The sequence below is a fragment of the Deltaproteobacteria bacterium genome (assembly GCA_005879535.1).
Lineage (GTDB): Bacteria > Myxococcota > Myxococcia > Myxococcales > 40CM-4-68-19 > 40CM-4-68-19.
This window is the reverse complement of record VBKI01000031.1, coordinates 12,788-26,229: the sequence shown is the minus strand read 5'-3', so window position 1 is coordinate 26,229 and position 13,442 is coordinate 12,788. Positions and strand designations below refer to the sequence as shown.

16 protein-coding genes are annotated in these 13,442 nt (G+C 69.2%); 11 read left to right on the top strand and 5 right to left on the bottom strand.

Features of this window, described 5'->3' with window-relative positions:
* Nucleotides 1-48: 48 nt before the first annotated feature.
* Nucleotides 49-1,209: an RtcB family protein gene (locus E6J58_01745; GenBank protein TMB42493.1), complete on the bottom strand. Its 1,161-nt coding sequence runs from the start codon at nucleotides 1,207-1,209 to the stop codon at nucleotides 49-51.
* Between the two features lie 4 nt (nucleotides 1,210-1,213).
* Complete coding sequence (locus E6J58_01740; protein ID TMB42492.1) at nucleotides 1,214-1,633, bottom strand: HIT family protein; 420 nt, start codon at nucleotides 1,631-1,633, stop codon at nucleotides 1,214-1,216.
* 153 nt (nucleotides 1,634-1,786) lie between these two features.
* Here E6J58_01740 and E6J58_01735 point away from each other — a divergent pair, with 153 nt between their 5' ends.
* The 5 genes from E6J58_01735 to E6J58_01715 all read left to right on the top strand — a co-directional run bounded on the left by E6J58_01735 (nucleotide 1,787) and on the right by E6J58_01715 (nucleotide 6,533).
* Nucleotides 1,787-2,749, top strand: a complete 963-nt coding sequence (locus E6J58_01735; GenBank protein ID TMB42491.1) for a hypothetical protein — start codon at nucleotides 1,787-1,789, stop codon at nucleotides 2,747-2,749.
* Between the two features lie 65 nt (nucleotides 2,750-2,814).
* Complete coding sequence (locus E6J58_01730) at nucleotides 2,815-3,312, top strand: sigma-70 family RNA polymerase sigma factor (GenBank protein ID TMB42521.1); 498 nt, start codon at nucleotides 2,815-2,817, stop codon at nucleotides 3,310-3,312.
* A complete protein-coding gene (locus E6J58_01725) occupies nucleotides 3,309-3,995 on the top strand; it encodes a zf-HC2 domain-containing protein (GenBank protein ID TMB42490.1) in 687 nt (228 codons plus the stop codon). Before E6J58_01730 ends, E6J58_01725 begins: the two co-directional genes overlap by 4 nt.
* A complete protein-coding gene (locus tag E6J58_01720; protein ID TMB42489.1) occupies nucleotides 3,992-5,575 on the top strand; it encodes a caspase family protein in 1,584 nt (527 codons plus the stop codon). Before E6J58_01725 ends, E6J58_01720 begins: the two co-directional genes overlap by 4 nt.
* A gap of 67 nt (nucleotides 5,576-5,642) precedes the next feature.
* The gene (locus tag E6J58_01715; protein TMB42488.1) at nucleotides 5,643-6,533 is read left to right on the top strand and encodes a hypothetical protein; all 891 of its coding nucleotides are present in this window, start codon (nucleotides 5,643-5,645) and stop codon (nucleotides 6,531-6,533) included.
* A gap of 2 nt (nucleotides 6,534-6,535) precedes the next feature.
* Here the strand turns inward: E6J58_01715 and E6J58_01710 are convergent, their stop codons facing one another.
* The gene (locus E6J58_01710; GenBank protein TMB42487.1) at nucleotides 6,536-8,014 is read right to left on the bottom strand and encodes a response regulator; all 1,479 of its coding nucleotides are present in this window, start codon (nucleotides 8,012-8,014) and stop codon (nucleotides 6,536-6,538) included.
* Nucleotides 8,015-8,052: 38 nt separating this feature from the next.
* On the bottom strand, nucleotides 8,053-9,591 hold the full coding sequence (locus tag E6J58_01705) for an NAD(P)/FAD-dependent oxidoreductase (protein TMB42520.1): 1,539 nt from the start codon (nucleotides 9,589-9,591) through the stop codon (nucleotides 8,053-8,055).
* 34 nt (nucleotides 9,592-9,625) lie between these two features.
* Here E6J58_01705 and E6J58_01700 point away from each other — a divergent pair, with 34 nt between their 5' ends.
* Genes E6J58_01700 through E6J58_01675 form a run of 6 tightly spaced genes read left to right on the top strand, consistent with a single transcriptional unit; the run spans nucleotide 9,626 to nucleotide 13,133 of the window.
* The gene (locus E6J58_01700) at nucleotides 9,626-9,874 is read left to right on the top strand and encodes a hypothetical protein (protein TMB42486.1); all 249 of its coding nucleotides are present in this window, start codon (nucleotides 9,626-9,628) and stop codon (nucleotides 9,872-9,874) included.
* 12 nt (nucleotides 9,875-9,886) lie between these two features.
* Nucleotides 9,887-10,780 (top strand): ABC transporter ATP-binding protein, encoded by an 894-nt coding sequence (locus tag E6J58_01695; protein TMB42485.1) that lies wholly within the window; start codon nucleotides 9,887-9,889, stop codon nucleotides 10,778-10,780.
* Nucleotides 10,777-11,541: an ABC transporter permease gene (locus E6J58_01690; GenBank protein ID TMB42484.1), complete on the top strand. Its 765-nt coding sequence runs from the start codon at nucleotides 10,777-10,779 to the stop codon at nucleotides 11,539-11,541. Before E6J58_01695 ends, E6J58_01690 begins: the two co-directional genes overlap by 4 nt.
* A gap of 50 nt (nucleotides 11,542-11,591) precedes the next feature.
* Nucleotides 11,592-12,245 carry an SCO family protein gene (locus E6J58_01685; GenBank protein TMB42483.1) on the top strand — a complete coding sequence of 218 codons (654 nt, stop codon included), beginning with the start codon at nucleotides 11,592-11,594 and terminating at the stop codon, nucleotides 12,243-12,245.
* Nucleotides 12,242-12,661, top strand: a complete 420-nt coding sequence (locus E6J58_01680; GenBank protein TMB42482.1) for a DUF420 domain-containing protein — start codon at nucleotides 12,242-12,244, stop codon at nucleotides 12,659-12,661. Before E6J58_01685 ends, E6J58_01680 begins: the two co-directional genes overlap by 4 nt.
* A 10-nt stretch (nucleotides 12,662-12,671) precedes the next feature.
* On the top strand, nucleotides 12,672-13,133 hold the full coding sequence (locus E6J58_01675; protein TMB42481.1) for a 4Fe-4S dicluster domain-containing protein: 462 nt from the start codon (nucleotides 12,672-12,674) through the stop codon (nucleotides 13,131-13,133).
* A 29-nt stretch (nucleotides 13,134-13,162) separates the two neighbouring features.
* Here the strand turns inward: E6J58_01675 and E6J58_01670 are convergent, their stop codons facing one another.
* Complete coding sequence (locus E6J58_01670) at nucleotides 13,163-13,408, bottom strand: TIGR02300 family protein (protein ID TMB42480.1); 246 nt, start codon at nucleotides 13,406-13,408, stop codon at nucleotides 13,163-13,165.
* Nucleotides 13,409-13,442 lie beyond the last annotated feature (34 nt).

Below are 13,442 nucleotides of genomic sequence, written 5' to 3'. Positions count from 1 at the left end.
GTGAGGGGAAATTCTGACAAGCGTGTCGGAATTCCGACGGGAATTCCGTTACCCTTTGACGCAGAGGACCTGGCGCAGCTCGGCGACGACCTCGACCAGGTCCTTCTGGTTCTCCATCACCTGTTCGATGGGCTTGTACGCGGCGGGAATCTCGTCGAGGACGCCGCCGTCCTTCCGGCACTCGACGCCTTTGGTCTGCTCCTGCAGGTCCCTGACGGAGAACCGCCGCTTCGCCTCGCCCCGGCTCATCCTGCGCCCGGCACCGTGCGAGGCGCTCTCGAAGCTCTGCGGGTTGCCCAGCCCCCGGACGACGTAGCTGCGAGTCCCCATGCTCCCGGGAATGATCCCGAGATCGCCCTTGCCGGCGCGGATCGCCCCCTTGCGCGTGACCAGCACCTCTTCGCCGAAGTGCGTTTCCTCGGCCACGTAATTGTGGTGGCAGAGGATCGGCTCGGCGAAGGCGACGTCCGGGCGGAACTGCCGCAGCACGGACGCGTAGAGGTCCAGCATCGCCTCGCGATTCTTCATCGCGTAGCGCTGCGCCCAGAAGAGGTCGCGCCGGTACTCCTGCATCTCCTTCGTGCCGGCGAGGAACACGGCCAGGTCGCGGTCAGGCAGATCCTGGTTGTGCGCGAGCTTCCGGGCGCGCTGGATGTGGATCTCCGCCAGCGACTTGCCGATGTTGCGGCTGCCGGAATGGAGCATCATCCACACCCGGTCGTCCGTATCCAGGCAGAGCTCGATGAAGTGGTTCCCGCCGCCGAGCGTGCCGAGCTGCTTGCGCGCTTTCCCCATCAGATCCTTCACCGCCGGGGTGAGCTCGTGGAATTCGTCCCAGAACGCCTTGTCCTGGGGGCGCTCGATGGGGTCGCGGTGCTCGTGGAACCCGACGGGTATCGCGCGCTCCAGGGCGTTTCGCCAGGGTCGGAGATCGTCCGGCAGGTCGCGCGCGGTCAGGCTGCTCTTCACCGCACCGATCCCGCATCCGATGTCCACGCCCACGGCCGCCGGACTCACCGCGCCCTTCATCGCGATCACACTGCCGACCGTCGCGCCTTTGCCGTAGTGGACGTCCGCCATTGCCGCGACGTGATGGAACACCCACGGCAGCGAGGAGATGTTCTTGAGCTGCTCCAGCGCGACGCCCTCGATCTCGCCCGGGTTGGTCCACGCCAGGATGTCCGCCTTGCGGCCCTGGATCCGCTGCATGTCCTTAAGTTAATGCCGCCCGGATGCGGGTGGCGAAGTCTTCCCGCTCCGCGTCGGAATCGTATGTCGTCCGCGGCCAGAAGAAGCCGCGCAGGCCGTCGCCTTTGCGGCGGGGGACCACGTGCGCGTGCAGGTGCGGGACGCTCTGCGAGATCTTGTTGTTCACGGCCACGAACGTGCCATGCGCCTGGAGGCCGGCCTCGACGGCGCGCGAGACCCGCTGGACAGAAGACCAGAACGGTCCCATGTCGCCGGACGACAGCGTGTGAAAATCGTCGACATGCACAGGAGGGACGACGAGCACGTGCCCCTTGAACACCGGCCGCGCGTCGAGGAACGCGCAGGCGGCGGGCTCGCGCAGCACGAACGAGGCGGGGATCTCGCCGCTCACGATGGCGCAGAAGACGCAGGGACGAGCCACCACCACACCATCGCACACGCATTGCCTGGCCGTGGCCGTGGCGGGTCCAAGTTGTCGGGAACAGGGCGATTTTCGCTCGCGTTTCCATGCGCAGCCCCCGGCTGTGTCCAGAGGGGTGGACAGAGCGGGCCGTCGCCCGTCAAGGAGACGAAGGACATGCGCAAGCTACTTGCCCTCCCCCTGGTTGCCGCGGTCGCCTGCGGCGGCGGCTTCAAGGACGATGCCCGCGATGCGATGCCCAGCAAGGAAGCCATCTCGATGGGGTCGCCGAGCTCGCAGCAGGCGAGCAGTACCTCCAGCGGCGACGCCATCACCCAGAATTCCACTGCCGGCCAGCAGTCGCCGTTCTGGGGCTTGACGGTTGGCGTGGCCGTCGTCTTCAACGTGCCCACCGCGGCGTTCCTCGACCTGCTCCGGCACGTGGTGGAGGACTACGAGCCGACCAGCTGCGACGCCACGAGCTGCACCTGGCAGGGCTCGGGTCCTCTCGACCGGCTGGATTACAAGCTGGTCGTTTCGCGCGACGGCGACGGCGTCAGCTTCGACTGGTCCCTCTCCGGCGCGGTCAAGCCCGGCACCACCTACGTGACGTTCGCGACCGGCGTCGCCAAGCCCGGCCCGCAGCGGCACCACGGCTCCGGCAACTTCCAGATCGATTTCGACAAGATGGCCACGCTCGGCATCGCCGGTAACGCCACCGGTTTGATGCAGGTCACCTCGTACTCCAACGTCGGACCGGCGCAGCTCGGCGTCACCTTTCTCGGCGCGAACGACAACGACCACCCGGGCCAGAAGAACAACGTCGTGTACTCGTACAAGAACGACACCTCGGGCGGCGGCGACCTCGATTTCGCCATGCACAATACGACCAGCGGCGACCGCTTCGCGGTGCACTCCCGCTGGAAGAACGACGGCCGCGGCCGCGCGGACGTCACCGCTCTTCCCACCGGATACACCAGCATCTCGGTCTCGGAGTGCTGGGGCGCAGCGCCCTTCAACGTCGTGTACTTCACCTCGACGGAGAAGGCGGCGATCGCGTTCTGGGCCGGACCGGACTCCGGGGCCGAGGCACAGTGCGCCTATAGCCCGGCGGATCCTTCGGAGATGACGGCCCCGTGACCGTGCGAGGACTCCGCGTGGTGATGGGCGGCCGGGCCGGCGATGTTGCCGCGCCCGGCGCGCCCATGTCCGCGGGGCTCCTCGCCGAGCTGTACGAGACCCACGCGGCCGCGGTCTACGGCCGGTGCCGGTATCTCTTGAAGGACGAGGCGGAAGCGAAGGACGCGCTCCAGGACGTATTCGTCAAGGTCCTGCAGGCGCTGCCGGAATTTCGCGCCGCCGCATCGGCGAGCACCTGGGTCCTGCGGATCGCCACGCACCACTGCCTGAACCTGCTTCGCGCCCGCAAGGCGCTCTGGCGCGAGCAGCTCCGGGCGGCGCAGGCGGACCGCAGGCAGGAGACGGAAGGGCCGGATCGCCGCGAGCTCGTGCGCGTCCTGCTCGCCGCCGCGCCGGAAGAAGCGCAGGAGGTGGCGGTGCTCTACTTCGTGGACGAGCTGACGCAGGCGGAGATCGCTTTGGAGGTTGGCAGGAGTCTGCCCACTGTGAGGAAGCGCCTGCGGGAGTTCCTCGCCTGCGCCCGCGAGGCGCTCGGCGTCGAGCTGGAAGGAGCGGACCTGTGAACCTCGACCTCGGCGGCCCCGGCGCCGGCTGCTCGGCCATGCGCGTGCGCAGGTTGCTCGCGGGCGAGCTCTCCGGCGTGGAGAAGGAGCGGACGGAGGCGCACGTCGAAGGCTGCGAGCGCTGCGCGGCGGTGCGGAAGGCAATCGCGACGGAGCGCGACGCGCTCCGCCGCAACGTTCCCTTCCCGGAGTTCGCGGCGGCGGTGGCGGAGAAGCTTGCACACCGATCGCAGCGCAGCTTCGCGACGCGCTGGGCGCCCCTGGCGGCGGCAGCCGCCGTCGCGCTGATCGCCGGAACCTTGCTCGTGCGCAGGCCGGTCGAGACCGAGACCGTACGCAGCAAGGGAGCTGCTTCCGCGCAACTGTTCGTTCAGGATGGCAAGGGCGTGCACGAGCTCGCGGCCGGCGAGCCGCTGGCCGACGGCGCGAGGCTGCTGCTGTCGCTACAGCCTTCAGGACGAAAGCGCGCGGCTGTCGTGCTGGTGGAACCCGGCGAGGCGAGCGTCATCTACCAGGGGCCGGCCGTGAACGGCACGCTGCCCGAGGCCTTCGTTTGGACCGGAAGGGGCGTTGCCACCCTGCTGGTCGTGCTGTCGGATTCGGCGGTGGACGCGACGGCGATCCGTTCCGCCGCGGATGCGCCCCGCGGCTCCGACGTCCTCACGGTGACGCTGCGGCGATGAGATCGGCGAAAACGATCTGCGCCGCGGCGCTCCTGGCCGCGCTGCCCGCGCTCGCGGAAGCACGCCGCTTCGCCCTGGTGGTCGGCGACACCAAGGGCGGGGCGGGGACGCGGCCGCTCCGGTACGCCGAGCGCGACGCGCGGCGCATGCATGCCATCCTCACCCGCCTGGGCGGCGTGCGCCCGGAAGACGCGCGCCTGCTCACCGCTGCGACCGCCGAGGAGGTGCGCTCGGCGTTGGGCGATCTCGCTGCGCGGGCGGACCAGGCGAGAGCGCGCGGCGACGAGACGGTGCTGCTCGTCTACTACTCCGGCCACGCCAAGGACGGCGATCTGCGCCTCGGCGACACCCGGATGCCACTCGTGGAGCTGCGCGATGCCTTGCGGAACGCGCCCGCCGACGTGCGCATCGGACTGCTCGATTCCTGCCAGTCGGGAGCGATCACCCGCGCCAAGGGCGTGCGCGCGGCCCCGGCGTTCGACGTCCAGCAGGCGCAGGCCGCATCGACGCGCCCGCGCGGCCTCGTACTGATCGCCAGCTCCAGCGCCGACGAGGAGTCTCAGGAGTCGGACGAGATCGGCGCCTCGTTCTTCACCCACTATCTCGCCTCGGGGCTTCTCGGCGACGCGGACGCAAGCGGGGACGGCAAGGTGACGCTGGCGGAGGCGTATGCCTACGCCTACGCACGCACCGTGGGCGAGACCGCGGAGACGCGCGCCGGCGCCCAGCATCCCGTCTACCTCTACGACCTGGGCGGTGCGGGCGACGTGGTGCTCACCGAGCTGGCTCCGGCGCGCGGCGCGATGGTCTTTCCCGTCTCCGCGGAGGGCGTCTACGTGGTGCTCGACGGATCGAGGCGCGCCATCGCCGAGGTGGCGAAGGCCCGCGGAGACCAGCGCCGCCTCGCCCTCGCTCCCGGAGACTATCTGGTGAAGAAGCGGGACGGCGACTCGCTGCTGGTCGGCAGCTTCAGCCTCGCGGACGGTCCGGTGGAGGTCGCGGACGGCCGGCTCTCGCGGCGGCCCCTCAGCGACGACCCGCAGAAGGGAGCTTCCGGACCGCGCTGGAGCGTGCTCGGCGCCGGCGGAGGGCAGTTCTTTTTCGATTCCGCGGCCCGGAACGGACTCTTTCCCCCGGCGGTGCTCGCCGGGGCGGAGCTGGGCGTCCGCGACGATCTCGGCCACGACCTGGCCTGGGCAGTCGATCTCGCGGTGGGCGGTGGCGCGGCGACGCTCAAGCTTCCAGGGACCACGCCGATCCCGGAGCGGTTCTTCGAGCTGACCGGCGGCGCTTCGCTCTGGCGCGACTTCGCCGTCGGGGACTCGTGGACCGTCTCCGTCGGCGCGCGCGTTGCGTTTTTGTATCTGGGGCGCACCTTCGACAACCATCCGGAGCTGCCCAGCCAGAATTTCTTCACGCTCACGCCGGGTCTGACGACGGCGGTCAGCTGGCGGTTCGCGGAACGCTGGTCGGCGGTCGCCCGCGGACGGCTCAACTACCTCTTCTACAACGTCGACAAGGCGCAGAACCTCGGTTACGCCGAGCTCGCGCTGGGGGTGGACTATGCGCTGGGTTGGTAGCAGGGCGGCGAAGAACGAAGTTCTTCGACGAACCCTGCTATGCTTTTCACTGTCCATTTCGCTGCCTTTGCTGTGCGGATGCGGAAATCTCTCCAACGAGGACGTCGCTTTCTTCCTGGCGATTCCACAGAAGCAGCAGCTTCACGTCAGCGTCCCGCAAGGGTCCACCTCGCAGAACCTCTGCGCGATCGGCACCGCCGACATCTACGCGAACGCGAAGAGCACCGGCGACTCCCTCAACGCCGGCGTGGACGCCATCCTGGCGCTGGTCGACGCCATCCGGCGGGTCACCCCTACCACCCGCGACGACGACTCGCGCATCTGGGGCCCGTTCGCCGACAAGGATAATGCCGGCGTGCTGGTCCAGGCGATCATGTTCCGCGAGCTGGACGCGACGCTGACGCCGTGGCGCTGGACCTTCACCATCTCCGCCTCGCGGCCGCCGGGCGGCTGGCTTCCCATTCTCGACGGCGAGTTCTTCCGCGCGGCGGCCAGCAGCGGCATCGGTCGCATCACGCTGCACTTCGAGAACTCGACCACGCTGGGGATCAACAAGCCCACCGATCCGACGTTCCCGGCGCGGATCTTCTACGATCGCAGCAGCGATCCGCGGACCGTTTCGCTCGACCTGACCTCCGGCGTGAATGCGTTCGGCTTGATCTCGTTCGACTACTCCTACGCCGGCTACGCTGACGGGCACGGGCAGCTCGACTACGCGTTTCCCGATCCGAAGAGCGGCTGCACCGTCGAAGTGACGACCTTCTTCAACGCCCAGGGCGCAGGACGTGACGTCTTCCGCGCCCGCTGCGGTGTCCTCGTCTTGGGCGACGTGCGCCAGTGCTGGGACGCGGGCGGCTGCCTCACCTTCGTCGACGACCCTTTCGCGCTCACTCCTGCGTGCAACGGCGTCGCTCCCTGCCTGCTCGGCAATTCCGCGAGTTGTCCCGGCGGCCTCTGAGGTCAGTGCATCGCCGAGGCGTTGGGCGCCGGCGCCGTCGGTTGCGGCGCTGCCGTGAGCAGGGAACGAAGCTGCTCCAGATCGAGCGGCTTGGCCAATACGCCGCGGACGTAGCGGCGCCGGGGATCCGACTCGCCGATCTCGTTCGCCCACCCCGTCAGCATCCACACCGCCGTACCGGGAGCGATCCGCTGGATCTCGCGGGCGACGTGCCACCCGCTCATCTCCGGCATCCCTACGTCGCAGAGGACCAGATCGAACGGCTCGCCGCGGTCGAGGAGCGCGAGCGCCTCCGGACCGCTGCGCGCGGACTCGACCTCCTGGCCCTCGAGCTCCAGCACCTCGCGGAGCACGTCGAGGTTGTCCAGCTCGTCGTCCACGATGAGGATGCGGCCGCGGCGCCGCTCCTTCGGCACAACCACGGGCGGTTCCCGCCGCGGCAGCGTGGCGAGCGGAAACGTGAGCGTCAGGATGGTGCCCTCGCCGCGCCGGCTCTGGGCCTGCAGCGATCCGCCCAGGCGAGACATCACGCCCCAGGCCACCGAGAGCCCGAGCGCGCTCTCTCCGGCGACGCCCGAGAAGGGATCGAACAGGCGCGCGAGGTCTTCCTCGTACATTCCCTCGCCGGAGTCGCGGATGGTGACTACGACGCGGCCGCGATCCTCACGCGCCCTGACGCGGACCGCGCCTCCGTCGGGCATCTGCTCGCGCGCGTGCAGCAGCAGGCTTCCGAAGACGTGCGCCAGCTCAGCGGCGGATCCGCGCACCAGCGGCAGGGGAGGCACGTCGGCCTCGATCCGCACCCGGGCGGTATCGGCCTCCGTCCGGGCCATCTCCAACGCTCCGGTGAGGACGGCGGCGAGGTCGAGCGGATCGCTGGGGCGGTCGCGCCGCCGGCGAGCGAGGTCCTGTAGTCGGGCGACGATGCGGGCAGCGTCGCGCACCACGCGCGCCAGCACGTCGAGCGTGCGGCGTGTGCCGGAGAGCTGGGGATCGGCGCGCAGGGTGGCCACCCGAAGCGCGATCACGTTCAACGCGTGATTCAGGTCGTGTGCCATGCCCGAGGCCAATACGCCCATGGCATGCATCCGCTCTTCGTGCAGGAGCGCCTCGCGCTCGCGCTGCAGCTCGCGCTGTCGCTGCGCCTCCGCGGTGACGTCGTGGATCACGGCGATCGCCTCGCCACCCTCCAGGCGCTCGAGCCGCACCTCGACGATCTGCGCCTCGCGCTGGAACCTCGACAAGTAGGGAACTGGTGCCAGGGTCGCCGCCTCGCCGCGAACCAGCTCGGAGAGGCTCGAATACCGCACCCGCGCATGGGGTCCGCTGAGCCAGCGCCACGCTCCCCTGCCGGAGTTCAGAGCGACGAAGCGCGCGTTCGCATCGCAGCTTCCGTCCCGGCCGATGTTTGCAAGCGCCGTGCTCCGGGACGCTTCAGTCCATCGCGCGAGCGTGTCGCGCGTCGCGGCGGCGGGGGGCATGCAGGAACATGTGTCTTGTGCGTATCAATCGGTAGCCGTCAGGCGGCGAGATCGCGCAAGACCCGCGCGGCGGCATTGTGCCCTGCCGCCCCGATCACCGAGCCGGCGGGGTGGCAACCCGCGCTGCACGAGTACACGCCTTCGACGGGTGTCGCATAGGGGAGGCGATCGGCGAATCCGAAGGAGTTGTCGACGTGGTGGATGTGGCCGCGCGAGATCCCGAAGTGCTGTTCGATCTTCGGCGGCGTCAGGGGAAAAGCATCGGCGACGAGCGCCGAGGTGCCCGGTGCGAAGCGATCGCAGATGTGGAGGAGGTGGCGCACGTAACGCGATTCTTCCGCATCCCAGCTCGTGCCCGAAAGCGCGTACGGCACCCACTGCACGAAGAGCGCGGAGTTGTGGTGCCCATGCGCGTCGCGCAGGGAAGGGTCGACGGTGGTGTGGACGTACCACTCGATGGTCGGGAACTCCGGCAGCCGGCCCGCTTTCACGTCCGCGAAGGCGCGGTGCATCGCCTCCATCACTTTCGGCTCGTCGGGAAGCAGGTGCATGGTGGTTCCAAATTGACCGCGGTCGTGGGGAAGGCAGGTGAAACGCGGCAGCTCCTTCAGCGCGAGGTTGACCTTCAACGTGGTCCCGTCGCGGCGGTAGCCCTCGACGCGCGCGTTCCACGCCTCCGGCACCTTCTCGCCGCCGATCAGCTCGCGCAGGCGGAACGGGTCGGCATTCACCACCACCGCGCGCGCCCTCACCTCCGTTCCGTCGTGCAGGGAGACGCGCAGCGGTCCCGTCGCGATTGCCCTGGCGCCGCGCCCGGTCTCGATCGTCGCTCCTGCCTGCCTTGCGGCACCGGCGAGCGTCTGCGTCACGGTTCCCATACCGCCCCGGACGATCATCCAGGTGCCGTCGCTGCCGGGAAGCCGGCACATGTTGTGGACGAGGAAGTTCATGCCGGTCCCGGGTGTGTCCCAGTCGCCGCTCAGGCCCGAGAACCCGTCGGTCACGGCGTACATCGCCTTGAGCAGGTCGCTGCGGAAACCGAACCGGTCGAGATACTGCCCGACCGGTTTCCGGCAGAGATCGACAAAGATCTGCCGGAGCGCGGGCCGCACGTACTTCGCGGCAGTGTCCTCGAGGGACAGCGGCTCCTCCAGCCAGGTGGGCGCGACGTCGTCGCGGATGGCAGAGATTTCCCGCTGCAGCGCCTCGTTTGCGCGCCAGTCCTGCTCGCTGAAGAAGCTGAGGAACTGCTCGCGCATCGCGTTGGCATTGGATCCGAACAGGAGGTACCGCTTCCCGGTCGTCGGCAGGAAGTAGTGCGGATCGCGCCGCAGCAGCGGGAGCTCGATGCCGAGCGTGCGCAGCAGCTCGGGCGGCATCAGTCCGAGCAGGTAGGCGCCCGTCGACGTGCCAAGTCCGGGCACGCGCGCGAACGGCCGCTCCGTGCGCGCGGCGCCCCCCACCACGTCCTTTTCCTCGAGCACCAGGACGTCGAGCCCGCGCCGGGCGAGCATCAGCGCGGCGACGAGGCCGTTGTGGCCCGCGCCGACCACAATGACGTCTGCCTGCGCGCGCATCGCGCCCTTGTAGCCGAATACATACCGTTCTGCCATGACGGACCCCGACGACATCCGAGTGATCAAGAACGAGCGCGGCATCGGCACCGGCGAGACCCGCTCCGGCGTGGAGCCGCGGCCGAATGCCGACGGCTCGATTCCGTCCACCGGCAACGCGCGCAACCCCGCCATCGTGACGGACCCGGCCGGCAAGACGCCCGGCTCCGCGGAATCGGGTGGCGACGACGAGGCGCAGCGGCAGCCCCCCGATCCGGGCAAGACGCCGGGCAAGGCGGAAGGGTAAGATCGGCGCCGCTTGGCGGCGATCGAGGCGCATGGGCTCTCCAAATCCTTCGGCGGCCGCCCGGCGTGCCGGGACGTGTCCTTCGCGGCGGAGCGGGGGGAGGTCTTCGGCTTCCTGGGGCCGAACGGGGCCGGCAAGACGACGACGCTGCGCATGCTCGCGGGCCTCTATGCCCCGGACGCGGGCAGCGCGCGTGTCGCCGGGTGCGAGATCTCGCCAGGTCGCCCCGGAGGCGCGGAGCTGAGGGCGCGCGTCGGGCTGCTCACCGAATCACCCGGTTTCTACGATCGGCTGACCGCGCGAGAGAACCTGCTCTATTTCGCGGAGCTGCAGCGGGCGCCGCAGCCCGGCCGCAGATGCGACGCGCTGCTGGATCGCTTCGCGCTGCGCGAGCACGCCGATCGTCCGTTCGCCGAGCTCTCGCGGGGAATGAAGCAGAAGCTCGCCATCGCCCGCGCGCTGGTGCACGACCCGGAGGTGATCCTCCTCGACGAGCCCACGGTCGGGCTCGATCCGGAAGCGACGCGCGAGGTCCGGGGCTTGATCGCGGACCTTGCCGCCGGGAACGCGACGATCGTGCTCTGCACGCACCACCTCGACGAGGTCGAGCGCCTCTGCTCGCGCGCCGCCTTCATCGCCGGACGCCTGGTCGGCATCCACGAGATCCGCCGCGGCAACCTGGTGCGCATCGAGCTCGCCGAACCGTTCCAGCCGGACGCCGTTCGCGCCCTCTGCCGCTCGCTGCGTGTCTCGGGAACCAGCCTCTTCATCGAGCCGCTCGCCGATGTGCCGGAGATCGTCGCTGCGTTGGTCCGCGCGGGTGCGCGCGTGGCAGGCGTAACGCCGCAGCAGGACAGGCTCGAGGACGCCTGGTTGCAGCTGCTCGCCGAGGCGCGCGCCGCATGATGCGCGTCGTCCTCCGCAAGGAGCTCCTCGAGCTGCGCCGTTCGCCGGTGCTGCTCTTGTCGATGGCCTCCCTCCCGCTGGTCGTCGTCGCCGTTCCCGTCCTGCTCCTCGCCTGGCTCGTGCATGCCGCGCCGGAGCAGGCGCTGGCCTCCATCAAGGACCTGTACGACGTGCACGCTCCGGGAGGACCGGTCGTCGCCATCGGCGGAATCCTCGCCGTCAAATGGCTTCCGATGTTCCTCGTTCTCCCCATCTTCCTGCCGATCCTCGTCGCGGCGCAGTCCATCGGCGGCGAGCGGGAGCGGCGCACGCTCGAGCCGCTGCTGGCCACGCGCGTGAGCACCCTCAGCATCGTCCTCGGCAAGAGCATCGCGGCGATGGTGCCGGCGCTGGCGATGACCTGGATCGCCGCCGTCCTCTTCTGCACCGGCATCGATGCCGTCGCCGGGCGGCTCTTGCTGCCGGACGCGGCCTGGACGTTCGCGATCCTGGTCCTCTCGCCCCTGTTGGCCCTGTTCGGCAACGCCGCCGCCGTGGTGGTTTCCTCGCGCATCCTCGATCCGCGCGCGGCGCAGAACCTGTCCGCCACGACCGTGCTCCCGCTGGTGGCGCTGCTCGTCTTCGAGCTCGCGGGGCGGATCTCGCTCGGACCGCGCTTCTACTTCGCGCTCGCCGGCGGCGTCGCGCTGGCCGATCTGGCGCTGATCGCGCTCGCCATCCGCCTCTTCGACCGGGAGCGACTGCTCACCAGGTGGAGGTAAGGATCTTTCCTGCTGCCGGAGGGCCTCCGGGGCGACTATAACTGCCCGGCATGCAGGCCGTTGCCGAGAAGCCCGGAAAGCTCGTCCTCCACCCCGGCTGGATCGCTTTCGCCGCTATCGTGCTCGCCGTGCCGATGGGGGCCCTGCTGTTGCGGCAATCAGTCGCGCCCGACCTGCCCATGCTGGGCGAGCTGCCCGCCTTCTCGCTGGTCGCGGAGGACGGGAAGCCGTTCGCGAAGGAAGATCTGCTCGGGAACGTCTGGATCGCCGACTTCGTCTTCACCTCCTGCTCGGACGCCTGCCCACGGCTGCAGGCGAAGATGAAGAAGCTGCAGGACCGGCTGATCCCGCCGGAGCAGGGCGGGAACATCAGGCTGCTCTCCATCAGCGTGGATCCCGAGCGCGACACGCCGGAGAAGCTGAAGCAGTACGGCGAGATTTTCGGCGCACGCGCGGGACTATGGCGCTCGCTCACCGGGCGGCAGCAGGAGGTGGAGCGCACCGTGGTGCGCGGCTTCCACACCGCGATGGCGAAGGTGCCGCGAGACCCGGCCGACGCGCACCTGGAGGCGTTCGAGATCATGCACGGGGAGCGGCTGGTGCTCGTCGATCGCATGGGCCGCATCCGCGGGTATTACGACGCGGATGATCGCGACCGCCTGCTCCGCGACGCTCGCGGCCTCACCGTCGGGGGGCGAGGTTGACACTGGCGGAATCGTTGCCGACGGTCAACGCGACGCTCAACGGCGCCAGCGCCTGCGCTCTCTTCGCCGGGTACTGGGCCATCCGCACGCGGCGCTACAGCTTGCATTGGAAATGCATGGCGGCGGCCTTCACCGCCTCGTCGCTTTTCCTGGTGGGATATCTGACCCGGTTCGCGCTCACGGGCGTCCATCGGTACCAGGGGCCGTTCCGCAGCTTCTACCTGGTGCTGCTCGGCACGCACACGGTGCTCGCCGTCGTCGCTCTGCCGTTGATCCTGCGGACGATGTGGCTGTCGGCGGTGCGCAAGAGCTTCCAGAAGCACAGGCGCCTGGCCGTGTGGACGTTCCCCGTCTGGGCATATGTCTCGGTGACCGGCGTCGTCGTCTATTGGATGCTCTACCGATTGCCTGTATAGAGGACCATCCATGGCTTTTCGCATCATCGAGACGTGCATTGGCTGCACTGCCTGTGTGAAGCGCTGTCCCACCGACGCGATCACCGGTGAGCGCAAGGGCCTCCACATCATCTGGCCGGAGCTGTGCATCGACTGCGGCGCCTGCGGTCCGGTATGCCCGGTGGATGCCATTCTCGATCAATACGGCAACGTGCAGCACATGCTGAAGAAGAACGAGCGCCCGCTGGCCTTCGTCTACGAGCAGGCGTGCACCGGTTGCGAGAAGTGCGTCGAGCGCTGCCCGTTCGAGGCGCTGGAGATGGTGCACGTCAAGGACCCGAACAGCTTCCTCGGCGTGGTCAGCGTGATCGAGAAGAACTGCACCGGCTGCCGCGAATGCGAGAAGGCCTGCCCGTACGACGCGATCTTCATCTACCGGAAGGACCGCGTCCCCGAGTGGCTGAAGAACTCCCGCGTCGAGAAGGCAGCGTAGCTTCGGCTACTGCGTAGGCGGGTTCCCGCCTAGTCCTCGTCTTCCTTTTCGTCGTCCTCGGTCTCCGCCTCCTCGTCGTCGGTGGCAGGGGCCTCCGCCTCTTCGGGCTCCTTGGCGGGAACCGCCTTCGCGGCCCGCGCGGAGGTGGGCTTCGCGACCGGCGCTTCGCGCTGGTCGGCGCCGCACTTCGGGCACGCCGGCACCGGCTTTTTCAGATCGTAGAACTTGGTGCCGCACTTGTAGCAGACGTACTTGGTGCCGAGATCGCGTGCCATCTGGACGGCCCCTCCCGGGGAAGAAGCGCGCGCG